Raw genomic sequence first — 24545 nt, 5'->3', positions numbered from 1 at the left:
ACTGGGGATTTCGCAGACGCTGGGGCCGCGCGAGTGGGGATTCGCAGGCATCCGAGGCCGCGGTGGGGGAGCCGCGGCCTCGAACCCCTGTCAGCCGGGTTGATCGCCGGCTGGGGTGAGCCGATAGCCGACGCCGCGCACGGTCTCGATGTAGCGCGGCTCGGTGGGGCTGTCGCCGAGCTTGCGGCGCAGGTTGGCCATGTGGGTCTCGATGGCGCGCTTGTCCGGTTCGCTGACGGGGTCGGCGGAGCCGGACGGCGCGCCGCGCAGACCCCGTGCGAGCTCCGCCTTGCTGCACACGCGGCGCCGCGACTCCAGCAGCGCGGCGAGCAGGTCGAACTCCGTGGGGGTGAGCTCGACCGGACGCTGCGCCACGAGCACGAGCCGCGTGTCGAGGTCGAGACTGAGGTCGCGATGCACCCGACCACGCCACGTGGACACCGTCGTGTCGGTCGCGGCGGCCGGCGGCGCGGGCGCGACCGGACGCTGCGTCGCCGTGGCGACCGGGAGCCGCGGTCGCCGCAGGAGCGCCTCGATCCGCGCGCGCAGCTCGCGCGGACGGAACGGCTTGACCAGGTACTCGTCGGCGCCCGAGGTGAGACCGAGCACCACGTCGGACTCCTCCGCGAGCGCGGACAGCATGATGATGAACGTGTCGCTGACCCTGCGGATGCGCCGGGCCACCTCGAACCCGTCGATGCCGGGCAGGTTGATGTCGAGCGTGGTGATCACGGGCTGGTGCCGTTCGACCGCCGCGAGACCCTCCGGCCCCGACCCGGTGACGGCGACCTCGAAGCCCGCGGCGAGGAACACCTCCTCCAGCAGCGACTGCACGCCGGGGTCGTCCTCGATGATGACCGCGACCAGGTCGCCGACGCTGCGGGCGGTCATGCCCGCTGCTCCCGGACGATGGTGACCACGCGCGGGGCGTCCGCGTCGAGCTCGGACGGGTCGAGGTCGTCGTCGGCTCCGGCCGCGCCGACCGGGCGTTCCAGCTCGATGTCCCACCACGCGTCGGCGAGCTCCTCCGCCATGCCGCGCCCCCATTCGATCACGACCACCGAGCGCTGCAGGTCGAGGTCGAGGTCGTCGAGCTCGGCGGCCGAGCCGAGCCGGTAGGCGTCCACGTGCACGAGCGGCGCCCCGCCCACGAGCGACGGGTGGGTGCGCGCGATCACGAACGTGGGGCTCTGCACGGGTCCGCGCACGCCGAGCCCCTCCGCGAGCCCCCGCGTGAAGGTGGTCTTGCCCGCCCCGAGCGGCCCCGTGAGGATGAGCAGGTCGCCCGCCTCCAGCTGTTCGCCGATCCGCAGGCCGAGCTGTTCCATCTCGTCCGCGGTGGCGATCTCCCGGCGGCCGAGGAACGCCGGGTCGACGCTCACGACGCCCTCCGCGGCACCCGGTGTCCGATGCGGGTCACGATCTCGTAGTCGATCGTGCCCGCAGCGTCCGCCCACTCCCGCGCCGACGGCACGCCGAGGGTCGGATCGCCGAACAGCACCACCTCGTCGCCGATCGAGACGGGGGTGTCCCCCACGTCCACCACGAACTGGTCCATCGCGATGCGGCCGACGTTCACGAAGCGGCGCCCGCCGATCGACACGGGAAGGCGCCCGGAGGCGCTGCGGGGCACGCCGTCGGCGTAGCCCAGCGGCACCAGGACGAGCGTGGTGTCGCGGTCGGTGCGATGGTCGTAGCCGTACGAGACACCGGTGCCGGCCGGCACCCGGCGCACGGCCGCGACCGCGCCGCGCAGCGTCATGGCCGGGCGCAGGCCCAGTTCGGCCGAGGAGCGGTCGTCGAACGGCGACTGCCCGTACAGGCCGATGCCGATCCGCACCGCATCCAGCCGCGTCTCCGGCAGGTCGATCGCCGCGGCGGTCGCGGCGATGTGGCGGATCTCCGGGCGGATGCCGAACGACGCCGCTGCGGCCACCCCCTCCTCGAACTTCGCCAGCGCCGCCCTGTCGTCGGCGGGTGACGTGTTCGACAGGTGACTGAACAGGCCCACCACCCGCAGCCGCCCGATGCGTTCGAGCCGCGCGGCCTCGGCCAGCACCCGCCCCCAGTCGCCCGGGGCGATGCCGTTGCGCGACAGCCCCGTCTCGAACTTCAGGTGCACCGCGACCGGGCTGTCGACCGCCGCCGCGGCCGCCGCGGCCTCCAGCTGGTCGAACGAGGAGATCCCGAGCTCGATGTTCTCGGCCGCCGCCTGGGTGAAGCGCTCCCCCGGGGCGTGCAGCCAGGCGAGGATCGGCGCGTGCACGCCCTGCCGACGCAGCTCCAGCGCCTCCGGGATCTCGGCGACCCCGAGCCGGGTGGCACCGGCCGAGAGCGCGGCCACCGCGGTCGCCGCGGCACCGTGTCCGTACGCGTTGGCCTTCACCACCGCGAGCACCTCGACACCGGTGAGCCGACGGAAGTGCCGCACGTTGTCGGCGATCGCGTCGAGGTCGATCGCGGCCTCACGGAAGGGGACGGTCACAGCGGTGCTCCTTCGGCGACGACGAACGCGGCGGCCAGGCCCGCGTCGTGGGTGAGGGTGAGGTGGAGGGTCACGATGCCGCGCTCCTCGACGACCGCCGCCGTCGAGCCGGACAGCACGAAGTACGGCCGCCCCGAGGGCTCGGAGGCGATCTCGATCTCGGTCCAGTGCACGCCGTCCGACCCGCCCAGCGTCTTGATCAGCGCCTCCTTGGCGGCGTAGCGCGCGGCCAACGACGGCAGTCGGAGCGCCTGCTCCGAGGGGGCGAACAGCCGCTCGCGGAGCTTGGGTGTGCGGGTCATCGTGCGCTCGAACCGGGGGATGTCCACGAGGTCGATGCCGGTGCCGATGATCACCCGTTCAGCCTACTCGCGCGGAACGGCCCCGCCCCGGAGCGGGACGGGGCCGTTCGCGGACGACGGGCGGGGTCACTCCACCGTGACGGACTTGGCCAGGTTGCGCGGCTGGTCCACATCGAGCCCCTTGGCGGTGGCCAGCGCCATCGCGAAGATCTGCAGCGGCACCACGGCCAGCAGCGGCTCGAACATGGGGCCGGCGAGCGGGATGTGGATGACCTCGTCGGCGAAGGGCAGCACCGCGGCGTCGCCCTCCTCCGCCACCACGATGACCCGGGCGCCGCGCGCGCGGATCTCCTGGATGTTGGAGACGACCTTCGAGTGCACGAGCGCGGAGTGGCGCGGCGACGGCACCAGCACGAACACCGGCTGCCCCGGCTCGATCAGCGCGATCGGGCCGTGCTTGAGCTCGCCGGCGGCGAAACCCTCGGCGTGGATGTAGGAGATCTCCTTGAGCTTGAGCGCGCCCTCCAGCGCGATCGGGTAGCCCACGTGGCGACCGAGGAACAGCACGGAGCGGGTGTCGGCCATCCAGCCGGCGAGCTGCGTGACGTGCTCCTGCTCGCTCTCCAGCACCGCGGCGACCTTCTCGGGCAGGGCCAGCAGCTCGGCGACGTCGGTGGACGCGTCGGCGACCGTGCCGCGCACGCGACCCATGTGCAGGCCGAGCAGCAGCAGCGCCGTGATCTGTGCCGAGAACGCCTTGGTCGACGCGACCGCGACCTCCGGTCCGGCGTGCGTGTAGACGACCGCGTCGGACTCGCGCGGGATGGTGGCGCCCTGCGTGTTGCACACCGAGAGGGTGCGCGCGCCGCGCTCGCGGGCGTACTTGACGGCCATGAGCGTGTCCATGGTCTCGCCCGACTGGCTGATCGACACGACCAGGGTGTCGGCGCCGATCACGGGGTCGCGGTAGCGGAACTCGTGCGCGAGCTCGACGTCGACCGCGACGCGCGCCCACTGCTCGATGGCGTACTTGCCGACGAGGGCGGCGTACGACGCGGTGCCGCACGCGGTGATGATGACGCGGTTGATGCCGGTGAACAGCTCGTCGAGCCCGTCGAGCTCGGGGATCACGACCTGCCCGTCCTGGATGCGACCGCGAATCGTGTTGGCCACGGCCTCGGGCTGCTCGGCGACCTCCTTGGCCATGAAGCTCGACCAGCCGCCCTTCTCGGCGGCGGCGGCATCCCACGACACGTCGAAGGGCTCCGGGGTGACCGGGGTGCCGGCGAAGTCGATCACGGTCACGGCGTCGGGCGTGATCGACACGATCTGGTCCTGACCGATCGCGAGCGCCTGGCGGGTGTGCTCGACGAAGGCCGCGACGTCGGAGCCGAGGAAGTTCTCGCCCTCGCCCAGGCCGATCACGAGCGGGGAGTTGCGGCGGGCGCCGACGACGAGGCCGGGGTGGTCCTGGTGCATCGCGAGCAGGGTGAAGGCACCCTCGAGGCGGTTCACGACCGAGCGGAAGGCGAGCTCGAGGTCGCCGCCGTTGCCGGCGTACTCGCGGCCGAGCAGGGCCGCGGCCACCTCGGTGTCGGTCTCGCTGCGGAACACGACGCCGTCGGCGAGCAGCTCGTCGCGCAGCGCGGCGAAGTTCTCGATGATGCCGTTGTGGATCACGGCGAGCTTGTCGTCGTCGGCGAGGTGCGGGTGGGCGTTGCCGTCGGTGGGCCCGCCGTGGGTGGCCCAGCGCGTGTGGCCGATGCCGGTGGTGCCGTCGGGCAGCGGCGCGTCGCCGAGCGAGTCGCGCAGCACGGCCAGCTTGCCGGCCTTCTTGCGCATCCCCAGCTCGCCGTCGCCGTCGATCACGGCGATGCCCGCGGAGTCATAGCCGCGGTACTCGAGCCGGGCGAGACCGGCGAGAAGGATGTCCTGGCTGGGCCGCGGGCCCACGTATCCGACGATTCCACACATGAGATACAGGGTAAGACGCGATTTTTGCGAGTCGTCCGAACAATAGAGCGCCGACGGCGCGGCGTCACAGCTTGCGCAGCAGCACGCTCTCCACGTCGTGGTCCGGCCCCTTGCGCAGCACCAGGCGTGCGCGATGCCGGGTGGGCATCACGTTCTCGACCAGGTTGGGCATGTTGATCTCGTTCCAGTACCCGAGCGCCGTGGTGATCGCCTCCTCGTCGGTGAGGTGCGCGAACACGTTGAAGTAGGACGACGGATTGCTGAACGCGCCCTGCCGCAGCGCGAGGAAGCGGTCGACGTACCACTTCTCGATGTGCGACGTCTCGGCGTCGACGAAGATCGAGAAGTCGAACAGGTCGCTGACCGCGACGTCGTTGGGCGCGGGCGGCGGCTGCAGCACGTTCAGCCCCTCCACGATCACCACGTCGGGTCGCCGCACCACGACGTGCGCGTCAGGCACGATGTCGTAGCGCATGTGGGAGTAGAACGGCGCGCGCACCTCGGGGGCGCCGCTCTTGACCTCAGTCAGGAACTCGATCAGCGCGCGCCGGTCGTACGACTCGGGGAAGCCCTTGCGGTCCATGAGCCCGCGGCGCTCCAGCTCGGCGTTCGGATAGAGGAAGCCGTCGGTGGTCACCAGCTCGACGCGTGGCGTGCCCGGCCAGCGGCTCATGAGCTCGCGCAGCAGCCGGGCGATCGTGGACTTGCCCACCGCGACCGATCCGGCGACGCCGACCACGAACGGCGTCGTGCTGTCGTCCTCCTGCAGGAAGGTCGAGGTCGCCGCGCCGAGCTGCTTGGTCGCCGAGGCGTAGAGGCTCAGCAGGCGGCTCAGTGGCAGGTACACCTCGCGCACCTCGGTGAGGTCGAGCCGGTCGCCGATGCCGCGCAGCTCCACGACCTCGGTCTCGGTGAGGGGCTGGTCGAGGCCCGCGGCCAGACGCGCCCACTCGGCTCGGCCGATCTCCCGGTACGGCGACAACGGCAGCGTGGGGTCGGGGGTCACGTGCACCATCGTAACGGCGCGCGAGTAGTCTCTTCCCGTGCGCCTGGGAGTCCTCGACATCGGATCCAACACCGTCCACATGCTCGCGGCCGACGTGCGTCCCGGCGGCCGCCCGCTCGCGACGACCAGCGACCGGACGGTGCTGCGCCTCATGCGCTACCTCACCCCCGACGGCGCCATCTCGGAGGAGGGCGTCGCCGCGCTCGAGGCCGCCGTGGCCCAGGCCCGCCGCGTCGCCGAGGCGGAGCGGGTCGACGAGCTGCTCGCCACCGCGACGAGCGCCGTGCGCGACGCCCGCAACGGCGCCGAGGTCATCGCCCGCATCGAAGCCGCGCTCGGGCAGCCGCTGCAGGTGCTCGACGGCGAGACCGAGGCGGAGCTGACGTTCCTCGCGGTGCGGCGGTGGTTCGGGTGGTCGGCCGGACAGCTGCTGCTGCTCGACATCGGCGGCGGCTCGCTGGAGATCGCCGCGGGGGCGGAGGAGCTGCCCGACGCCGCCGCCTCCGTCCCGCTGGGCGCCGGCCGCATGACCGTGCAGTTCCTCCCCGACGACCCGCCCGGCGAAGCCGACGTCGAGCGGTTGCGCGCGCACGCCGAGACGACGCTCGCCGAGGTGCTGCCCCGGTTCCGCGCCCTGCCCCGCCCCGACCACGTCGTCGGATCGTCCAAGGCCATCCGCTCGCTCGCCCGTCTGGTGGGCTACCCGACGCCCGGGTGGTCGGGCAGCGACCGGATGCTGCTGCCCCGCGCGGCGCTCGGCTCCTGGATCCCGCGGCTCGCCCGCCTGCCCGCCTCGGCCAGACAGGAGCTGCCCGGCATCACCCCCGATCGCACGTTCCAGATCGTGGCGGCCGCGGTCGCTCTGCACACCGCGATGAGCGCCCTGCAGGTGGACGAGCTGGAGGTCTCCCCGTGGGCCCTGCGCGAGGGCGTGCTGCTGCGCTACATCGAGGAGCACAGCGGCGCGCGAACCTGAGAGGGGCGCACACCCCCCGCCGCTAGCATGACCGCATGACCTCCCCCGCCGTCGCCCCCTCGCGCGCGGGCACGGTGACGGCGCGTCTCGCCCTCGTCGGCTACCTGCTGTTCGTCGGCTTCACCGTCTGGCTCCCCGCCTCGGTCTCGGCCAAGGTCACAGGGCTGGTGGGCGTCATGGCCGCGTGGGTGTCCGATGCGGGCATCGCCTCGTACGAGCGCAGCGCCGTGGTGCTGGAGATCCTCGCCAACGTCGCCCTGTTCGTGCCGGTGGGGCTGCTGCTCGCGCTCGCCCTCCCGCGGCTGCGCCTGTGGCAGGTGGTGCTCTGCGGCGGTCTGATGAGCGTGGTCATCGAAGCGGTCCAGGGGCTCATGCCCTCGCGCGTCCCGGCCCTCAGCGACATCATCGCCAACACCTCGGGCACGCTGATCGGCGCGGTGCTCGCCCTGGTGCTGCTCCAGCTGGTGGCGGGTGATCGTCCGGCGGCGGCCCGCCGTAGGCTGGTGTCGTGACCACGCCCCACCCCGACGGCCCTCCGGCCGGCATGAGCCGCAGGGAATGGCGCGAGCTCCGGGCGACGACGCCCGCCGCGTCCTCCGCCTCCCCTTCCTCCTCCCCCGAACCCGGGAACGCGCACGCGGACGACCCGGCGCCCGGCCCGCTCGACGCGCTGCTGCGCCCGGACGCGGGCGGCGACCCCGGCCACCGCCTCACGATCCTCACCGTCTGCACGGGCAACATCTGCCGCTCGCCGCTGGCCGAGGTGATGCTCCGCCGCTCGCTCGAGCCGCTGGGCGTGCGCGTGCACAGCGCGGGGACGCACGCGCTGGTGGGCCACGGCATGCCGGAGCCGGCGCTCGAGCTCGCGGCCACGGCGGGCGTCGAGCCGTCGATCGCCGCCGCCCACCAGGCGCGCTACCTGGTCGAGCCGCTGCTCGCCGACACCGACCTCGTGCTGACCATGGCCAGGGAGCACCGCTCGCACGCGGTGAAGATGCTGCCGAGCATCCTGCGGCGCACGTTCACGGTGCGCGAGTTCGCCCGGCTCGCGTCCACGCTGACCAGTCCGGACGCGAGGGCGGCAGCCGATGCCGCCGGCGACGCCCCTGCCGACCGGTTCGCCGCCGTGCTGCGCGCGCTCAACGACCAGCGCGGGCTCACCCCCTCGCAGCCGGAGGACGACGACGTGATCGACCCGTACCGCCGCTCGCGCGAGACCTACGCGCTCTCGGCATCGCAGCTCACCCCGGCGCTGGCCGAGGTCGAGCGGGTCGTGCGCGACGCCATCGGCTGAGACGCACCCGTCCGCACGGACGATCACCGTATGCTCATGGTCATGCAGGCATCCCGTGCTCCCCGAGGGATGCGCGAGGGGCGGAAACCGTGGAACTGAGAGACTACGTGCGCATCGTGCGCGCGCACTGGATCGTGATCGTGGTGGCCACGCTGGTCGGTGCCGCCGCCGCGTTCGGATGGACCGCCCTGCAGCCGCGCGTGTACTCCGCCGACACCACCGGCATCGTCACGGCGGCCGGCGGCGACGGCTCGAGCGGCTCCGCCCTGGTGGGCAATCAGCTCGCGCAGAGCAGGGTGAAGTCGTACCTCAACATCGGCTCGTGGCGGGCGGTCGCCGAGCACGCGATCGACGAGCTCGGGCTGGACACGACCCCCGACGTGCTCGTGAACCGGGTGACCGTGACCAATCCGCTCGACACGACCGCCCTGCAGGTCACCGCGAAGGGACCGACGCCGCAGGAGGCTCAGGCGCTGGCGCAGGCCTGGCTCGACGGCATGGCGATCGAGATCGACAAGCTCGAGGGCGGCACCTCGTCGACCCCGGCCGCGATCTCCCTCGTGGTGGGCGACTCCGCGCGCCTGCCCACCGAACCCTCCTCCCCCAACACGCGCATCGCCGTCCTCATCGGCGCGCTCGCCGGACTCGCGCTGGGCCTGGTCTACGCGTTCGTGCGCCACACGGTCGACCGGCGGGTCCGCCACCCCCGCGACATCGAGCGCGAGACCGGCGTCTCCGTCATCGGGACGCTGCCGCTGGAGAAGTCGATGTCCGACGAGCGGCAGGTGATCGACTTCTCGCTCGAGTCGCAGCACGGCGTCTCCCACCACACGATCGAGTCGATGCGCGAGCTGCGCACGAACCTGCAGTTCATCGACGTCGATCACCCGCCGCGGGTGATCGTCGTGACCAGCTCGGTGCCGGGCGACGGCAAGTCGACCGTGTCGGTCAACCTCGCCTCGAGCCTCGCGGCCGCCGGGCAGTGGGCGATCCTGATCGACTGCGATCTGCGGCGCCCCGTCATCGCCGACATCTTCGGCATGTCCCGCGACGTCGGGCTGACCGACGTGCTCGCCGGGCGGGCGGAGCTGCAGGACGTGGCGCACCGCCCCTCGCGCGACGTGCCGCTGGCCGTGGTGGGGGCCGGGCGCATCCCGCCGAACCCCAGCGAGCTGCTGGGCTCGAAGCGCATGCGCGACTTCCTGGCCGAGATCAGCTCGTCCGCCATCGTGATCCTCGACTCCCCGCCCGTGCTGCCGGTGACCGATGCCGCGGTGCTCGCCGCCGGCGCTGACGGCGTGCTGATCGTCGTGTCGTCCGGCAAGACCACGTTCGACATGCTGCAGCGCGCGATCGCCAACATCACGCGCACCACCGGCCGCGTGCTCGGCGTCGTGCTGAACCGCGTGCCGCGCAAGGGCGCCGAGTCGGCGTACTACGGCCGCGAGTACTACGGCGCGTACGAGCGGTACGCGGAGCCGGACGACGCACCGGCCGACCCGCCTTCCGACGCCGGACAGACGCCGGGCGTGCGCCGCCGGGGCACCGCTCAGGTCTGAGGCGCCCGCCGCAGCAGTCCGTCCGTGCGCAGCGTCTCCGCGGCCGCCGCGACGAGGGCTCCGGCGTCCGCGCCTTCCGGCCGGCCGTGCACCCTCACGACCTCCGCCGTGATGTCGTCGAGCGGGCGCCCGTCGGCCGCGCGCCACACGGCCGGTCCGATGCCGTCGAGCACGTGCACGCTGCTGCCGTCGTCGGTGCGGCGCAGCAGGGCCAGGCGCCCGTCGCCGAGGTCGAGCGCATCCACGACCGCTGTGCGCACGAGCGCGCCGGGCGCGCCCCCGGCCACGGGTGCGGGCGCGGGTGCGGCGTCGTCCGCGCGGGACTCCGACCCCGTCGGCGCCTCCGCGAGCAGCGCGGCCACCACGGCGTCGAGCGTCTCGGCCTCGCGGTAGCGCACGCGCACGGCCCCGCCGACGCGGTCGAGCACGTCGCGGATCAGGTGCAGCGGGCGCGGGGCGTCGCTGAGGTAGCTGGTCTGCGGCGCGAGCAGCTCGAGCGCCTGGGCGAGGTCGAGGCGCTCGACCTCGGGTGAGTCCGGTCCGTCCGCGCGGCGGTCCAGCACCACGACGGCGGCGACGCGCGGTGCCCCGGACAGCGGCACCCCGGGGTGCAGCGACGAGGGCGCGACCTGCACCTTGTGCGGTGCGGCGGCCTCGATCACGGACAGCGGCTTCCGGTAGGCGACGACGGTGCCGTCCGCGGCGACCCCGACGGTCTCGTCGCTCACGTACGCGTACCGACGGGCCAGCCGGCGGGCGGCCGTGGTCTTGCCGGTGCCCGACGGCGCGCTGAGCACCGCGACCCGGCCGTCGGCGTCGGCGAGACCCGCGGCGTGCATCATCCACAGGGCGTCGCCGCGGCGCAGGGCCAGCGCTGCGAGGGTCACGTCACTCGACAGGAGCGCGAGGGCCGCGTCGTCGTCGCCGCCCTCCCGAACGCGGACGACGGAGTGCAGCGGGCCGTCGGCGTCGGTCAGCGCGTCGCTCCAGGCGGCGCGCACCCGATCCGCGAACACCGGACCCCTGGTCGACGCGTCGATGTCGATGACGGCGCCGATCGCGGCGACCCGGATGCGGTCGGACATGGCGCCAGCCTATCCGTGCACCGCGGCAGCTCCCCGGGGCGGCGGCCGAGCCCGCGGCGCTTTCGTCCACCCCGAGTCGAACGCACAATCCGCGCAGAAAGAACGCGCACAGCGCGCTTTTCCCCGGTGCGCCGCCCGCGCCCGTCCGCCCGCCCCTACCGTCTCTTCCACGGAGGGCTCCTGGGGGATGCAGACGGTTCGTGTCGCCGCTCCGCGACCGCACGTCACGCTTCTGCACCCACGGGAGAGAGCCCCATGATCGACGACGACCGTCCCCCGCCCCGACCGTCGCGACGAGCCGTCCTGCACGCCGCCGCCTGGAGCGTCCCGGTGATCGCGCTGGCCGCCGCCGCACCGCTCGCGGCCGCCAGCGCCACCACTTTCAGCCTGGCCTGGACGGGCGCCACCACTTCACTCGTGGCCCTTCCCCTGCTCGACGGCGGCGGCGTCCTCACCAGCCAGAACGTGGTCACGGTGCCCACCCGCTTCACGATCGTGAACGGGCCGAGCCCGATCACCGCCGCCCCGGCGACGATCACGATCGCGATCGGGCGTCCCACCGACCTCACGCTCCCGCTCGGCCGCGCGCGGGGCATCGGCGTCTGGTCCGTCGACGGTGTCAGGACGACGGCGGGCGAACGCACCGCGGTCTACGAGACCGCGCCGATCGTCGGGCAGTCCGGGTTCCCCGCCACCACGTGGACCGGCACGCGCACCGTCACGGTCGCCCCGGACGGCGCCGTCGACCTGTCGGTCGTCGTCGGGCTCGCCGGAGCGTCGACCGGCGTCACGGTGAGCGCGCTCGCGACCTTCCCCGTGACGCTCACGGTCACCATCGGCGGGACCGCCGCGACGGCGACCACCACCATCCCCGTGCCCGTCGGCGCGGGAATTCTCTGATCACCTCTGTACTTCCGCGCGCTCCACTGAATACTTGTTCAAATCGGGCAGTGTCGTCCACCGGCGGTACGCCCCGGACCCTCGAGCGATCGGGGCGGAGCGAACCTCCGCCCGGATCCCCCCGCGGAACGGAACCTCTGAGGAGGACCTCGTGAACACCAAGGCCGCCCACTCGATCGACGACCGCGAGCTCTCCCTGCACGGGATCCGTCGAGTCGGGGACCACCCCGGTCTCCGCTCGCGCGTGCGCAGCTCCGGAGGGGTGCTGCTGCTCGGAATGGGCGGCGCCACGTCCGAGCTCACCGTCGACACGGTCAGCGCCTACCCCGACCACTCGGTGTTCGCGTTCCTGGAGGCGCAGGCCCTGTGGTCGCGCGTCGACGGCGAGCCCTGGGTGGAGACCGAGAGCGGCCTCGTCATCGCACCGCACGGCATCACCCGGCGGCTCCGTGCGGCCGGGGTCTGGCGCTGCGTCGCGGCGCTGGTCCCCCGCTCGGCCATCGCGTCCTTCGTGCCCTCCCTCCCACCAGACGCGAGCGTGTACCCCGAACGGCGGCTGCTGGATGCGTCGCTGCAACGGTTCATCGCCGGCCTGCTCGACACCGATGCGCACGCGTCGGCCATCGAGCAGTACGCGATCGAGCAGCTGGTGATGGAGATGAGCGGCGCCCTGGTGCTCGACCGCGTGGGCGGTGTCACCGGGCAGGGCACGCCCCACGAGGTCCTGCGCGAGCGGGCGATCGCGGTGATCGCCCAGCAGTGCGGCGACCCGTCGCTGAACCCGGCCAGGGTGGCGCGCGAGGTGCAGTCGTCGCTGCGCCAGCTGCAGCTGGTGTTCTCCGAGGTGAGCAACAGCGTGGCGGGCGAGATCCGGCGACAGCGGGCCCGCCTGGCGCACTCCCTGCTGATGGACAGCCGCTACGACGTGCTGAGCATCGACCAGATCGCGCAGCGCGCCGGCTTCCAGTCGCCGATGAGCCTGCGCCGCGCCCTCGACGAGTCCTACTCCGCAACCCCGCGCGCGCTCCGCTCGGCCCGCCGCGCCTAGCCCGCGCGCCCCTCCCAGAGCACACTCCGCGCAGGTTCGGCGCACCCCGCGCGTCTTTCGCGGGAAGCCCCGGAACGCCCTTCCCCGCCGCCCTAGCTTGAGGTCCACGGAGGGGCTCCTGGGGGATGCAGACAACGTGTCGCCTCTTCACGACACCGCGGGAAACCGCATCTGCATCTACGAGGGAGGACACTCACGTGACCGAGGAAATCCAGAAGAACAAGGGCATCTCGCGCCGCACGGTCGTCAAGGGCGCGGCCTGGTCGGTCCCCGTCATCGCGGCCGCGGTGGCGACGCCGCTGGCCGCCGCATCGCTCACCGACAGCGACCTGGTCCCCGCCCTGAGCGGGCCGATCACGCTCAGCCTGGGCGTGGGCCCGCTGGCCGTCGCGAGCATCGCCACGGTCAACACGCTCACGATCACCAACAACGGCCCGGCCGCCTCCCCCGCCGGCGCCACGACCACCATCCAGTACACGCCGTCGCTGCTGACCCTGAACATCGGCCCGGTCGCCGGTGTCACCGTCGCCGGCTCCGACGGCAACTACACCCTCACGCTCCCGTCGATCCCGGCGGGCGGCAACGTGGTGATCAACCTGGGCACGACGCTCGACTCGCTGCTGAACCTGAGCATCGTGACCGGGCTGCTCGGCGGACCGCAGCAGACGATGACGGCCACCGTCGCGGGCGACGACGTGACCGGCAACAACACGACCACCTCGAACGTGGGCATCACGCTCCTCTGACGAGCCGGCCACGAGGGGTGCGGTGCCGACACCGCACCCCTCGTGCGTGCCGCGGGTCAGCGCGTGCGTCGCAGCGGCTTGCGGCGCCCGGTCACCCAGCCCATCGCCCACTCCACCGGGCCCGTGCCGACGAAGCGCCACCACAGCCAGCCGACCAGGATCATGCCGGGGACGATCACCAGCCATCCGAGCCAGGCGTTCTCCGCCGGCCGTCCGTACGCTCCGTTCCACAGCGCGATGAGACCCACATGCAGCAGGTAGAGCGACAGCGCCACCTGCCCGCACGCCACCAGCGGCGTGAACAGCGCGTTCCAGAACCGGGCGCCGCGGCGGGATGTGGCCGCGAGCACCACCAGCACGTACGTGGCCGACACCAGGCCGATGTCGCGCAGGGTGTCGAACAGGAGCCCGGAGTCCGTTCCGCCGAACTCCGTGAAGGCCGCGACGCCCCACGACAGGTAGGCCACGACCGCGACGCCCGCGAGCGCCCACAGCAGCGCGTCCCGGCGCAGCCCGTGCCGGATCAGCAGGGCACCCGCCAGGAAGAACGGCAGCAGGTTCAGCAGCCGGTACGACGGACTCAGCGCGACCCACTCCAGCAGCTCGTGCAGCGGGCTGGGCGCCGTGTACGCCCACAGCCACCCCCGGGTCAGACGCACCAGCGGGTCGCTGAGCAGCAGCAGGGTCGCGGCGATCGCGATGAGCCACGGCGTGCGGGCGAGCAGCAGCGGGGCGCCGACGATCAGGAGCACGCCCAGATGCCCGAGGATGATCGCCACCCACGACCCCCACGTCGACATCCACACCCCGAGCGCGATCAGGAACAGTCCCCGCACCACCTGCTGCAGCAGCGTGAGCGGCACCCGCGGGCCCCTGGTCCACAGCAGCTGCGCGGACATGCCCATCACGAGAGCGAACAGCGGAGAGGCCAGCTCGTTCAGCATCGAGCTCACGAACGTGACCGGCAGGGGCTTCACGGGCAGGAACACCGCGGCGTGCGCGACGAGCATCGCCACGATCGCGATCCCGCGCAGCACGTCGGGGATGCGCAGCCGATCGGTCGCGCGCACGCCGCTCGACACTCCGGTGGACACGACGTCGGCCTCGGTTCCCCCTCGCATTCCCTGACACTATTGGGTGCACCACCGACCGCGCGACCGGAGAGACCATGACGACGACCGAGCCGTCCCGCCCGCGACGCCGGCGGCGCGGGAGCGTGTGGGTGCACGTCGCGCTCGCCCTGGTGCTCGCGCTGCTGATCGTCGCGTTCGTGGGGCAGCCGTCGTCGAACTCGATGGCGCCGACGCTCGAGCCCGGCGACCGGCTCATCGTGAACCGCCTCGCGTACGTCGCCGCGGACCCGCAGCAGGGCGACATCGTGGTGTTCCGTCCCGGCGACGGGTGGGAGCGCCCCGCGCCGACCGGCAACCCGCTGCGCGACGCCCTCGACGCGGCGGGCGAGGCGACCGGGATCCGGCCGTACGTGCTGGTGAAGCGGGTGATCGCGGGGCCGGGGCAGACCGTCGAGTGCTGCGACGCCGAGGGCGCGGTCCTGGTCGACGGCGAACCGCTCGACGAGCCCTACGTCACGCGCGACCTGCCCTTCGTGGCGGGAGAGCTCGACTGTGACACGACCCCGGCCTCGACGCGCTGCTTCCCCGCGGTGACCGTGCCGGACGACTCGTACCTGGTGCTGGGCGACAACCGCGCGAACTCGGCGGACTCGGTCTACCCGTGCCGCGGCAGGCCCGACGCCGGCGACTGCGCCCGGTGGATGACGCGGGACGAGGTCGTGGGCAGGGCGGGGCCGATCCTGTGGCCGTTCGACCGGTGGGGCGGCCCGTGACCCCCGGCCGCGGGATCAGCCGCAGCCGGGCGTCTCGAGCGTGACCGGGGTCTGTCGCACCATGGGCGTGGTCCACACGTCGTAGGGCCCGTAGTCGGCCCCGGTGGTTCCCTCCGCCCCCGTCATGTCGACCGTGATGACCGCGGCGGTCTGCGGCGGTGTGACCACGTTGATGCGCACGGCCGTGCGTCCGAGGTGGGCGCCCTCCGACACCAGCGTGTAGCTCTCGGCGCCCTCCACGCCCCAGCCGCTGATCGTGGCACCGACGGGCGCGTAGACGACCACGTCGGTGGCGATGTAGCCGGGCTGGAAGTGCGGGCCGGTGATGAAGTAGGGCAGGGCGTCGGCCTGCTCCGGCGTGATGTTGTTGGCGAACGTGATGGTCTGCCGGAACGACGGCGCGCCGGTCGCGGTGCACTGGTCGCTCGACGAGACCACGCTCGCGTCGGCGTAGTAGTCGGTCTTCGCGCCGGTGGTGTCGTTGAAGTACACGCCGGCGACCGTCTGGTCGTCGTTGGAGGCGGGGAGCGTGCCGGCGACCTTGCTCCCGGTGAGCATCGCCTCGATGTCGGGGTTCGACGACCACAGCTTCATGCGGCCCTCGTCGGACGCCTGGCTCAGCGCGTCGAGGAACCCGAGCGGGCTCTGGATGCCGCTGGTGAGCGCGGAGAAGATCTGCGCAGCAGCCGCCGCGAAGAACTCGTCCTGGGCCGAGGCGTCGAGCACCTTGCCCGGCACGTACTCGCCGTAGGAGAAGTACACCTCGTTCAGCAGCATCGCCACCGCGTTGTCGCTCGTCAGGGTCTCGCCGGTCGCGAGCGGGATCGGGCCGGTGGCCTTGAGCATGTAGCTCAGCGCCACCGGGTCGGTCGAGATCACGTCGTCGAACGGCGGGAGCCCCTCGTCGGCCCACCACGCGCGCATGATCTCGACCGTGGTCGGGAAGTCCGGCGTCGCGGTCATGTTCGGGATCCAGCGGCCGATGATGTCGGAGTAGAGGTTCTGGGTCTCGGGGTCGAGCGGGGCGATGCTCTCCGGCCGCGCGTTGTCGAACTGCACGCTCGTGGCCTGGGTGGTGAGCTCGATGCGCCCGTCGGTCGCGGTGACGAGGGCCAGCGCCGCGGGGTTGCCGCCGGAGGCCCGCAGCTCGGAGTTGCCCTGGAACATGAGCAGGTACGTGCGCGGGGTGCCCTCGCCGAGCGCCGCGGGGAGCACCCGCAGGATCGGGGCGAGCGTGCCCAGCGTGTCGTCCACGCGCGAGACCGCGTCGTCGAGCGTGCCCAGCGCTCCGGTGACCTGCGGCAGCAGCACGGAGCGGTCCGTCTCGTCGATGCGCTGGTTCACCGACGAGAACACCGCCGCACCGCTCGACACGACCTTCTCGAGGCTGTGCACCGCGGCCAGGTCGACGGCGCCGTCGACCGGGCGGAACGCGGCGAGGTCGAGCGTCGGCACGGCCTCGACGGCGAAGTCGGCGAGGTCGTCCACCCCCTCCGCGGCGGTGCGGATCGCGGCGAGGTTCGGGCCGAGGAACGGGATCCATTCCGCGGCCGTCCAGACGCCGTCCTCGGTCTCGGCGACCGCGGCGGCCGCGGACTTCTGCAGCGCGGCGGCGTCGGTGGTCGCACCCTCCGTGTCTCCGGCGACGATCTTGGCCGGCAGACCGCTCGCGACCGGGATCGCCCGGGTGAGGGCGTCCCGCACGGTCAGCGCCTTGGACACCGCGATCCCCCCGACCACGGCGGCGACCGCGAGCACGAGGGCGAGGACGCCGAGGGCGATCCAGACGATGCGACGCCAGGGGGCGCGACGCGGGACATCGCGACGCGCGTCGGCACGCAGCTGGGCACGGGTGGGAGCGGAGGAGGACATCGCGTCCTATTCAAGCGCAGTTCCCCGGGAGAACGCCGGTGGCCGCCCGCGGGCGTGCGGCTCAGCGGCGGCGCAGGTACCCGCGCAGCGACCGGAAGCCCCTGGCCCATCGCCGGCGCTGGAAGGCCAGGGCCTCGCGGCGGCTCGGCCGACGGTGCGGGTCGTTGCGGGGGATGTCGTCGCGGGGCACCCACAGCGCGTGCAGCAGAACCCTGACCTTGTCGCGCAGCGGGGCGTCGGCGATCTCCCTGATCCACAGCGACGCGGCCTTCGCCGGCGCCGGCTGCTGGTTCCGGAGCCACAGCGCCTTCTCGTCCGCGGTGGCGTCGTCGGCGGTGAGCGGCAGCCCCGCCTCCGCGATCAGCTCGCGCAGCACCCACTGCGCGCGACCGCCGCGCACGATGTCGCAGAACTCGCGCACCTCCGCGGCCGTGAAGCGCGTCGCGACGGCCGTGCGCACCGACTCCGCGTCACGGCGGTTCTTGGACACGTGCGGGTCGCGGGCGGCGTGCAGCGCCACGACGGCGGCCATGCCGGCGCGGGACGGGGTGAGCACGGCGGCGCCGCCCGCGCGGTGCACCTCCCTGCCCTGCCACAGCAGCTCGAACACGACCTCGGGCGCGGCGAGGAAGCCGGGGAAGAAGCGGTGCAGGTCGATGTCGCACGGCCAGTCGTCGTGGATCAGCGTCACGGAATGCAGGTCGATGAACGTGGGCGGCATGCGGCCGGCGCGGGTGTGCCAGCCGCGCTGCTCCAGACGCTCGCGCAGCGCGGGCAGCGCCGCGGGGTCGACGAGCACATCGGCGTCGGCGGAGGGGCGGCGGTCGCGCAGCCCGTACTCGGCCGCGAACGGCCCCTTGAGCGACAGCGCCCGCACGCCGGCCTCGGCGGCCGTGTAGGCGACCAGGGCGTGCGCCAGGCGACCGGCGGCGTCGATCGGCAGCGCGCTCGACGCCGCCGCGGCGGGCGGTGCGTGCTGCTCCCCCGTCATCGCGCTCCCCTCCGCTCGCGGCACCCCGCGGCCGTCTCTGCGGCGCGCCTCACGGTCGCACGACCAGTCGTGCCCGCTCGAGCGATGCCAGCAGCGCATCCACGTCGTCCGCGACCACCGCGGGCTCCACCCCGTACTGTGCCGCGAGCTCGTCCAGCAGTCGCGTCCGCTGGACCGCACGCCGCTGCACCAGCACGTGCCACACCGACTGGGCGGAGTCGCGCAGGGCGAGGGGCGCAGCGGCCGGTGTCGACAGGTCGAGCGCCACGGTCGAGGCGCCGTGGTCGGCCCAGGTCGCGTGGTCCGCGATCCGCCAGCCGGGGTCGGCCGACAGCAGTCCGCGGTCGAGGAGCCGGGCCACAGCCGCCGGAACCTCGGCGCTCGCGACGGCGTCCGCGTCGCCGGTCCAGACGGCGGACTCCGCGGCGTCGAGCACCACGACCGTGCCGCCGTCGTGCGCGGTGAGGGCGACCACGCGCCCGCCCTCGGTCACGAGCGCATCGGTCACGCCCGCGCGGTGGAGCCGGGCCTCTCCGGACGCGGCGGTCAGCGGCTCGGCCACCGGGAGGGCCCGATGTCCGAGGCCGCGGGGACCGTGCGCCAGTGCGGCGAGGGCGGCGTGCGCGTCGTCGTCGTGCGGTGAACGCAGCTCGGCGACCCCCGTGTGCGCGACCAGCCGGGCGAGCGAGCGCAGCGGGTCGCGGGCACCGGGGAACGGCGGGGCCGCGGCGGCGAGGGCCGGGAGCACCCGTTCGAGCGCGACCGGCGTCGCATCCTCCGGCGGCACCGCGTCGTCGGCCAGGGTGGAAGGCAGCAGCACGCCCGCGAGGCGCAGCCGGGCCGGGGCCTCCGTCCGCGCATCGACCGCGGAGGGCGCGACGGGCCCGTCGGCCGTCGGGACGGGTGCCGCACACGGGCGGAGGGTGCCGAGCGGATCGACCGCCACGAGCGTGCGGCCCCGGCTCACGAAACCGCCGTGGTGCGCTCCGGGCGGGAACGCCGCCGCGGCACCGCCGAGGACCAGCACGGCGCGGTCGCCGCCGTCGGTGTCATCGACCAGCAGCGTCGCCTCGGGGGCCCAGACGTCGCGGTCGGCGAGCACCCGCCGTGCCGCAGTGAACACGGCGGCGCGCAGATCGGCGGCATCGGCTCCGGTGAGCTCGGCGAGGAACAGCGTGCGATCGACCGCCGCGCCCTCCGGGGCGACCGCGTCGGCCCAGCCGCGCAGGAGCGACGCCGCGCGGTCCTCGTCGCCGCGATCGACCTCGACCGCGATGAACGCACCGGCGACGTCGAGCACGCGACGCCGCGGCGACGCCGAACCTTCCCCCGCACTGTCCATCGGGTTCATTCAACCGCAGGAGCCGCGCCCCGGCGACGCGCGCGACGCCGTGTCCCCGACCGTCCGCGACCGTCCGCGACCGGCCGGAATGCCGCATGACAGACTATGTTCGTCTCGGCGTGCTCGCGTCGCCCCGTCCGAATGGAGTCTCCATGCTCGACCGTTCCCGCCCCGTCGTCGTCATCGGACAGGGGTACGTCGGGCTTCCGCTCGCGATGCGCGCCGTGGAGGTCGGCTACACGGTGGTGGGGCTCGACCTCGACCGGGTGCGCATCGACGCGCTCGGCGACGGCCGGTCGTTCGTGGAGGACATCTCCGACGCGACCGTGCGCGCCGCGCTCGACTCCGGCCGCTACCGCGCCAGCGCCGACTACGACACCGCGCGCGACTTCGGGGTCGCGGTCATCACCGTGCCGACGCCGCTCAAGGAGACGCTGCCCGACCTGTCGTTCATCGAGTCGGCCGCGGCGTCGCTCGCCCCGTTCGTCACCCCCGGCGCGACCGTGGTGCTCGAGTCCACCACGTACCCCGGCACCACGGAAGAGCTCATGGTGCCGCTGCTGGAGAAGGGCTCCGGGCTCACCGCCGGCACCGACTTCTTCGTGGGCTACAGCCCGGAGCGCATCGACCCGGGCAACCCGCGATGGAACTTCGTGAACACGCCCAAGGTCGTCTCGGGCATCGACGCCGATTCTCTCGCGCACGTCGACGCGTTCTACTCCTCGCTCGTGGAGCGCACGGTCCCGGTGTCCACGCCGAAGGAGGCCGAGCTCACCAAGCTGCTGGAGAACACGTTCCGCCACGTGAACATCGCCCTCGTCAACGAGCTCGCGGTGTTCGCCGACGAGCTCGACGTGAACGTGTGGGAGTCGATCGACGCCGCCGCGACCAAGCCGTTCGGCTTCATGAAGTTCACCCCGGGCCCGGGCGTCGGCGGGCACTGCCTGCCGGTCGACCCCAGCTACCTGTCCTGGCAGGTGCGGCGCACGCTCGGCAAGAGCTTCCGGTTCGTCGAGCTCGCGAACGACGTGAACGAGAACATGCCGGCGTATGTGGTGCAGCGCGTGATCGAGCTGCTCAACGCCGACCGCAAGGCGCTGAACGGCTCGACGGTGCTGCTCGCCGGGGTGGCGTACAAGAAGAACTCGGGCGACAGCCGCGAGTCCCCCGCGCTGCGGATCATCCAGCTGCTGGCCGACTTCGGCGCGACCGTCCTGGCCGCCGACCCGCACGTGGTGGAGGCGCAGTGGCCGCGGACGGCCGAGCGCCGCGAGCTCACCGCGGAGACCGTGGCCGAGGCCGACCTGGTGATCCTCGTGACCGACCACGACCGCTTCGACTTCGAGCTGCTCGAGCGCCAGGCGGAGGCGGGCGACGTGACGGTGTTCGACACCCGCAACCGTCTCGGCAACCCGAGCGTGCACCGCCTCTGACCGTCGCGGCGCCGGCCGGAGGTCAGGGCAGCTCGGCGGCGAGCGCCGACGTCCACACGTGCGGCGGTCGCGGTCGTGCGCGCCACCGCTCGTAGGTCTCCCCGGCCGCCCGGCGGGAGGCCAGCCGCTCCTGCGGGGTCGCCGCCGCCTGCGCCTGTAGGGCCTGCGTCCACGGCGCCACCGCCCGCTCGACCACCACGCCACCGCCCTCCGAGAGCACGTCGGTCCACGGCGTGTGCGGGGTGACGGCGACCGCGCACGACGCCGACAGGGCCTCCGCGATCACGTGGCCGAAGTTCTCGCCGGCCGTCGGCATGACCAGCAGCTCGTGCGACGCGAGCGTGGGAACGACGTCGTCGGGCGACACCGGGCCGTGGAACGTCACCGTGACGTGGTCGGGGAGGCCGCGCACGAGCTCCTCGCAGCGACGGAAGTAGGCGGCGTCCTCCCGAGAGCCGTACACGCCGAGGTGCACGGGAGCCGTCACCGACGCCAGGGCCTCCAGGGCGAGGTGCAGCCCCTTGTGCTCCACGATGCGACCGAGGAACACCGCGCGCAGCGGACCCTCGACCGGCCGCGGTGCAGTGGCGGTCGCGGGCAGCAGGGTGTCGTTCTCCCGCTCGACGATCACGACCCGGTCGCCCCAGAGGCGGCGGATGTCGGCGGTCTCGTGCGGCGCCGTGGAGTGCCACACCACACGCCGCGGCAGGCCCAGCAGCCGGAACAGCCCGAGGTAGGCGCGCTTCTTGAGGCCGCGCCGGGAGAGCGCGCCGTCGCCGAACTCGCCGCGCGGGGCCAGCAGCACCCGCGCACGCCCCCAGAACCCGAGCCGCCACAGCACGAGCGGCGCGATCGACAGGCGGGGGTTCATGACGCTGTTGAGGTGGATCAGCTCCGGCCGGCGACGGCGCACGGCGCGGAGACCGCGCACGAAGCCGCCCACCGAGCCGAGCGCGGCGTAGTACACCTCGGCGCCGTCACGGCGGGTCCACCGGTCGGCGGGCACCGGCAGCGGGACGGTCTCGCCGAGGTCGCGGTCGGCGGTGAGCACGAGCGGGGCGAACGAGTCGGGGGCGCTGTCGACCAGGGCGGCGATCGACCGCACGGGTCCCCCGCCGCGGAAGGCCGGGGGGTAGTACGGGGCGAGCACGGCGACCCGCCGGGCCGCGGTCACGACGGTTCCTCGCCGGACGCGGCCGCCTTCGCCTCGCGCCGGGCCGCGCGGCGCTTGACCGCCGTCTTCTCCAGCAGCAGGAACAGCATCACCGGCAGGAAGGACACGAAGAACTGCAGCACGCCGATCGTGCGGTCGGGGAAGGTCGAGAACCACCCGAGCGGACCGCTGAAGACCAGCCCCATCAGCACGATGCGCAGCACGCTGAGGTCGCGTCCGCCGCGGAGGATCACGGCACCGATCAGCGCCCAGAACGCGTACCAGAGCAGCAGGTACACCGGGCCGCCCAGCACGTAGGTGGTCGTGACGGGGAGGAAGGTGTAGGTGGAGGTGGCGCTTCCGCCAAGGTACATGTTGATCTTGATGCCGGTCGAGATCGGCGGCCGCTCGGGGTCGAGCACGCGCGGCACCAGGCCGTAGCGCAGCATCTCGATGGGTCCCGGCTGGCCGAGGTCGAGCGGCACCTCGGTCACCTCGGTGGCACGGGCGATCTGCTCGTCGAACCGCAGGCGGTCGAACGCGCCGACCTGGGTGCTCACGGCGACACCGGTCGACTGGCGCAGCTCGTTGCGGATGTCGAACGCGAGGGGCCACGCGACGAGCACCACCAGCAGCGCGATCACGGCGTACCGGATGCGGATCACGCCGAACAGCAGCAGCATCATCATCAGGCTCGTGGCGAACGCCATGAGCGAGGCGGTCAGCGCCGTCAGGTACGCCTCGATCCCCTGCCCGAGCACGACGACGCCGATCCAGATCCAGAAGGTGCGCACCGACAGCTGCCCCGCGAGCCGGGCCGCGATCAGCAGCGCGACGCCCACCGTGGGCCACCCGCCGACGAGCGCCGAGGCCATCGCGAGCGGCGCGGACACGGCCACGAGCCCGATCTGCGACTGGATGGACCCGACGCCCGCCGCGGCGGACAGCACACCGACCGCCACCCCGACCGCGGTCACCACGAAGGCCACCCGGCGGAGGGCCGGGCCGTACTCGTTGAGGCGCGCGAGGGTGGCGTCGGGCCGGAGCTCGCCCCGCTCCCGCTGCCGGTCGATCCGCGACGACCGGGCGATCGCGATCAGCAGCTCGACGAACAGCGTGGCGGCGAGCGCGATCGCGAACACGCCGACGATGAATCCGAGGTGCTCGTTGTCGTTCCACACCGCCTGCGGCAGGATCAGCACGACGTACGGCAGGGCCAGGGCGACCGAGATCGGGAACGACCGGAACAGCCGCTGGAACCGCGGCGGACGACCGGCGGGGGCGGTCGCGTCGTCGTCCTCGGACGAGGGTGCGTGCGCCTCCCGTGCACCGGAGAGTGTGTCCATCGAGAAGCCAGCTCGCCCTTCGTGCGGTTCGGATCCGGGGTGAGGGATCCGGCGAGGCCGACGACCGTCCGGCCGCGGGGCGGGCAGAACGGGCGAATCCCCCGACGCCCTAGGATAGTCACGATCCGGAACCGCCGGCAGACAAATCGCAGCTAGCACGCACAAAGGGCAGAGATGAAGAAGGCGCTCGTTACAGGTACGACCGGACAGGACGGCAGCTACCTCGTCGAACTCCTGCTCAGCAAGGGATACGAGGTCCACGGCACCAAGCGCCGCTCGTCCTCCTTCAACACCTCCCGGCTGGAGGAGGTGGCCAGGGCCGAGGGCCACCGGCCGTCCGACCTGATCCTGCACTACGCCGACCTGTCCGACTCCGGCTCGCTGACGAACCTCATCCGCGACGTGCAGCCCGACGAGATCTACAACCTCGGCGCCCAGAGCCACGTGGCGGTGTCGTTCGAGATCCCCGAGTACACGGCCGACGTGACCGGCGTCTCCACCATCCGCCTCCTCGAGGCCATCCGCGCGAGCGGCGTCGACTCGCGCTTCTACCAGGCGTCATCGTCGGAGATGTTCGGCTCGACCCCGCCGCCCCAGAACGAGGAGACCCCGTTCCACCCGCGCAGCCCGTACGGCGTGGCGAAGGTGTTCAGCTACTGGGCCACCGTGAACTACCGCGAGGCCTACGGACTGCACGCCTCGAACGGCATCCTGTTCAACCACGAGAGCCCCCGCCGCGGCGAGACCTTCGTCACGCGCAAGATCACCAGGGCGGTCGCGCGCATCGTCGAGGGCGTGCAGGACCGCCTGGTGCTCGGCAACCTCGACGCGGTCCGCGACTGGGGCTACGCGCCCGAGTACGTCGAGGCCATGTGGCTCATGCTGCAGCAGGACACGCCGGACGACTACGTGGTCGCCACGGGTGAGGCCCACACGGTGCGCGAGTTCGTGCAGGCGGCGTTCGAGCACGTGAACCTGAACTGGGAGGACTACGTCAGCACCGACCCGCGGTACGAGCGCCCCTCCGAGGTCGACGCGCTGATCGGCGACTACTCCAAGGCGGAGCGGCAGCTGGGCTGGAAGCCGACCACGACGTTCGCCGGTCTCGTGCAGCGCATGGTCGACGGCGATCTCGAGCAGGTGCGCGACGAGAAGGCCGGCAAGCACGTGCGGGTGGACATCTGAGC

At 73.0% G+C, this 24545-nt stretch carries 23 protein-coding genes; 10 read left to right on the top strand and 13 right to left on the bottom strand.

Annotated features, from left to right (window positions below):
• Positions 1 to 90 precede the first annotated feature (90 nt).
• The 6 genes from ACWH95_RS09415 to coaA all read right to left on the bottom strand — a co-directional run bounded on the left by ACWH95_RS09415 (position 91) and on the right by coaA (position 5776).
• On the bottom strand, positions 91 to 891 hold the full coding sequence (locus tag ACWH95_RS09415) for a response regulator transcription factor (RefSeq protein ID WP_136029675.1): 801 nt from the start codon (positions 889 to 891) through the stop codon (positions 91 to 93).
• Entirely contained in the window at positions 888 to 1382 is a 495-nt protein-coding gene (gene tsaE, locus ACWH95_RS09410; protein ID WP_372490575.1) for a tRNA (adenosine(37)-N6)-threonylcarbamoyltransferase complex ATPase subunit type 1 TsaE, read from the bottom strand. The genes ACWH95_RS09415 and tsaE overlap by 4 nt, the downstream gene beginning before the upstream one ends.
• Positions 1379 to 2485: an alanine racemase gene (gene alr / locus ACWH95_RS09405; RefSeq protein ID WP_136029677.1), complete on the bottom strand. Its 1107-nt coding sequence runs from the start codon at positions 2483 to 2485 to the stop codon at positions 1379 to 1381. The genes tsaE and alr overlap by 4 nt, the downstream gene beginning before the upstream one ends.
• A complete protein-coding gene (locus ACWH95_RS09400) occupies positions 2482 to 2841 on the bottom strand; it encodes a holo-ACP synthase (protein WP_136029679.1) in 360 nt (119 codons plus the stop codon). The genes alr and ACWH95_RS09400 overlap by 4 nt, the downstream gene beginning before the upstream one ends.
• 72 nt (positions 2842 to 2913) lie before the next feature.
• Positions 2914 to 4761, bottom strand: coding sequence for a glutamine--fructose-6-phosphate transaminase (isomerizing) (gene glmS, locus ACWH95_RS09395; protein WP_136029681.1), 1848 nt, complete (start codon positions 4759 to 4761; stop codon positions 2914 to 2916).
• 64 nt (positions 4762 to 4825) lie between these two features.
• Positions 4826 to 5776 carry a type I pantothenate kinase gene (gene coaA / locus ACWH95_RS09390; protein WP_136029683.1) on the bottom strand — a complete coding sequence of 317 codons (951 nt, stop codon included), beginning with the start codon at positions 5774 to 5776 and terminating at the stop codon, positions 4826 to 4828.
• Between the two features lie 28 nt (positions 5777 to 5804).
• Between coaA and ACWH95_RS09385 the strand changes: the two genes are divergently transcribed.
• The 4 genes from ACWH95_RS09385 (at position 5805) to ACWH95_RS09370 (ending at position 9596) form a co-directional block, all read left to right on the top strand.
• The gene (locus ACWH95_RS09385) at positions 5805 to 6743 is read left to right on the top strand and encodes a Ppx/GppA phosphatase family protein (protein WP_366627145.1); all 939 of its coding nucleotides are present in this window, start codon (positions 5805 to 5807) and stop codon (positions 6741 to 6743) included.
• A gap of 35 nt (positions 6744 to 6778) precedes the next feature.
• On the top strand, positions 6779 to 7255 hold the full coding sequence (locus tag ACWH95_RS09380) for a VanZ family protein (RefSeq protein ID WP_136036910.1): 477 nt from the start codon (positions 6779 to 6781) through the stop codon (positions 7253 to 7255).
• The gene (locus ACWH95_RS09375; RefSeq protein WP_454120571.1) at positions 7252 to 8037 is read left to right on the top strand and encodes an arsenate reductase/protein-tyrosine-phosphatase family protein; all 786 of its coding nucleotides are present in this window, start codon (positions 7252 to 7254) and stop codon (positions 8035 to 8037) included. The genes ACWH95_RS09380 and ACWH95_RS09375 overlap by 4 nt, the downstream gene beginning before the upstream one ends.
• Before the next feature lie 89 nt (positions 8038 to 8126).
• Positions 8127 to 9596 (top strand): polysaccharide biosynthesis tyrosine autokinase, encoded by a 1470-nt coding sequence (locus ACWH95_RS09370; RefSeq protein WP_168442791.1) that lies wholly within the window; start codon positions 8127 to 8129, stop codon positions 9594 to 9596.
• On the opposite strand, the gene ACWH95_RS09365 is transcribed toward ACWH95_RS09370, so the two are convergent.
• On the bottom strand, positions 9587 to 10681 hold the full coding sequence (locus ACWH95_RS09365) for a hypothetical protein (RefSeq protein WP_454120570.1): 1095 nt from the start codon (positions 10679 to 10681) through the stop codon (positions 9587 to 9589). The two genes, ACWH95_RS09370 and ACWH95_RS09365, sit on opposite strands and share 10 nt — an antisense overlap.
• Positions 10682 to 10936: 255 nt before the next feature.
• Between ACWH95_RS09365 and ACWH95_RS09360 the strand changes: the two genes are divergently transcribed.
• The 3 genes from ACWH95_RS09360 to ACWH95_RS09350 all read left to right on the top strand — a co-directional run bounded on the left by ACWH95_RS09360 (position 10937) and on the right by ACWH95_RS09350 (position 13375).
• Positions 10937 to 11581, top strand: a complete 645-nt coding sequence (locus ACWH95_RS09360; protein ID WP_454120569.1) for a hypothetical protein — start codon at positions 10937 to 10939, stop codon at positions 11579 to 11581.
• A 151-nt stretch (positions 11582 to 11732) separates the two neighbouring features.
• The gene (locus tag ACWH95_RS09355; protein WP_136028737.1) at positions 11733 to 12629 is read left to right on the top strand and encodes a helix-turn-helix domain-containing protein; all 897 of its coding nucleotides are present in this window, start codon (positions 11733 to 11735) and stop codon (positions 12627 to 12629) included.
• 197 nt (positions 12630 to 12826) lie between these two features.
• Positions 12827 to 13375, top strand: a complete 549-nt coding sequence (locus ACWH95_RS09350; protein ID WP_378803442.1) for a hypothetical protein — start codon at positions 12827 to 12829, stop codon at positions 13373 to 13375.
• A gap of 56 nt (positions 13376 to 13431) precedes the next feature.
• On the opposite strand, the gene ACWH95_RS09345 is transcribed toward ACWH95_RS09350, so the two are convergent.
• Positions 13432 to 14496 (bottom strand): acyltransferase family protein, encoded by a 1065-nt coding sequence (locus ACWH95_RS09345; protein ID WP_378803441.1) that lies wholly within the window; start codon positions 14494 to 14496, stop codon positions 13432 to 13434.
• A gap of 47 nt (positions 14497 to 14543) precedes the next feature.
• Here ACWH95_RS09345 and lepB point away from each other — a divergent pair, with 47 nt between their 5' ends.
• Positions 14544 to 15221 carry a signal peptidase I gene (gene lepB, locus ACWH95_RS09340; RefSeq protein WP_454120568.1) on the top strand — a complete coding sequence of 226 codons (678 nt, stop codon included), beginning with the start codon at positions 14544 to 14546 and terminating at the stop codon, positions 15219 to 15221.
• Between the two features lie 15 nt (positions 15222 to 15236).
• Here the strand turns inward: lepB and ACWH95_RS09335 are convergent, their stop codons facing one another.
• From ACWH95_RS09335 to ACWH95_RS09325, 3 genes are all read right to left on the bottom strand, one after another.
• Positions 15237 to 17093: a DUF4012 domain-containing protein gene (locus ACWH95_RS09335; protein WP_454120567.1), complete on the bottom strand. Its 1857-nt coding sequence runs from the start codon at positions 17091 to 17093 to the stop codon at positions 15237 to 15239.
• Positions 17094 to 17154: 61 nt separating this feature from the next.
• Positions 17155 to 18084, bottom strand: coding sequence for a nucleotidyltransferase family protein (locus ACWH95_RS09330; RefSeq protein ID WP_168442767.1), 930 nt, complete (start codon positions 18082 to 18084; stop codon positions 17155 to 17157).
• A 49-nt stretch (positions 18085 to 18133) separates the two neighbouring features.
• Complete coding sequence (locus ACWH95_RS09325) at positions 18134 to 19426, bottom strand: PqqD family protein (RefSeq protein ID WP_454120566.1); 1293 nt, start codon at positions 19424 to 19426, stop codon at positions 18134 to 18136.
• A 152-nt stretch (positions 19427 to 19578) separates the two neighbouring features.
• Here ACWH95_RS09325 and ACWH95_RS09320 point away from each other — a divergent pair, with 152 nt between their 5' ends.
• Positions 19579 to 20859: a nucleotide sugar dehydrogenase gene (locus tag ACWH95_RS09320; RefSeq protein ID WP_136028744.1), complete on the top strand. Its 1281-nt coding sequence runs from the start codon at positions 19579 to 19581 to the stop codon at positions 20857 to 20859.
• 22 nt (positions 20860 to 20881) lie between these two features.
• Here the strand turns inward: ACWH95_RS09320 and ACWH95_RS09315 are convergent, their stop codons facing one another.
• Together ACWH95_RS09315 and ACWH95_RS09310 are read right to left on the bottom strand one after the other, a co-directional pair.
• Complete coding sequence (locus ACWH95_RS09315) at positions 20882 to 22033, bottom strand: glycosyltransferase family 4 protein (RefSeq protein WP_454120565.1); 1152 nt, start codon at positions 22031 to 22033, stop codon at positions 20882 to 20884.
• Positions 22030 to 23358 (bottom strand): hypothetical protein, encoded by a 1329-nt coding sequence (locus tag ACWH95_RS09310; protein WP_206251691.1) that lies wholly within the window; start codon positions 23356 to 23358, stop codon positions 22030 to 22032. The genes ACWH95_RS09315 and ACWH95_RS09310 overlap by 4 nt, the downstream gene beginning before the upstream one ends.
• A gap of 174 nt (positions 23359 to 23532) precedes the next feature.
• On the opposite strand from ACWH95_RS09310, the gene gmd reads away from it, so the two are divergent.
• The gene (gene gmd, locus ACWH95_RS09305; RefSeq protein ID WP_136028747.1) at positions 23533 to 24543 is read left to right on the top strand and encodes a GDP-mannose 4,6-dehydratase; all 1011 of its coding nucleotides are present in this window, start codon (positions 23533 to 23535) and stop codon (positions 24541 to 24543) included.
• The last annotated feature ends 2 nt before the right edge of the window (positions 24544 to 24545 follow it).

The sequence above is a fragment of the Microbacterium sp. NPDC055502 genome (genome assembly GCF_053643635.1).
This window is presented reverse-complemented; position numbering and strand designations above follow the sequence as displayed.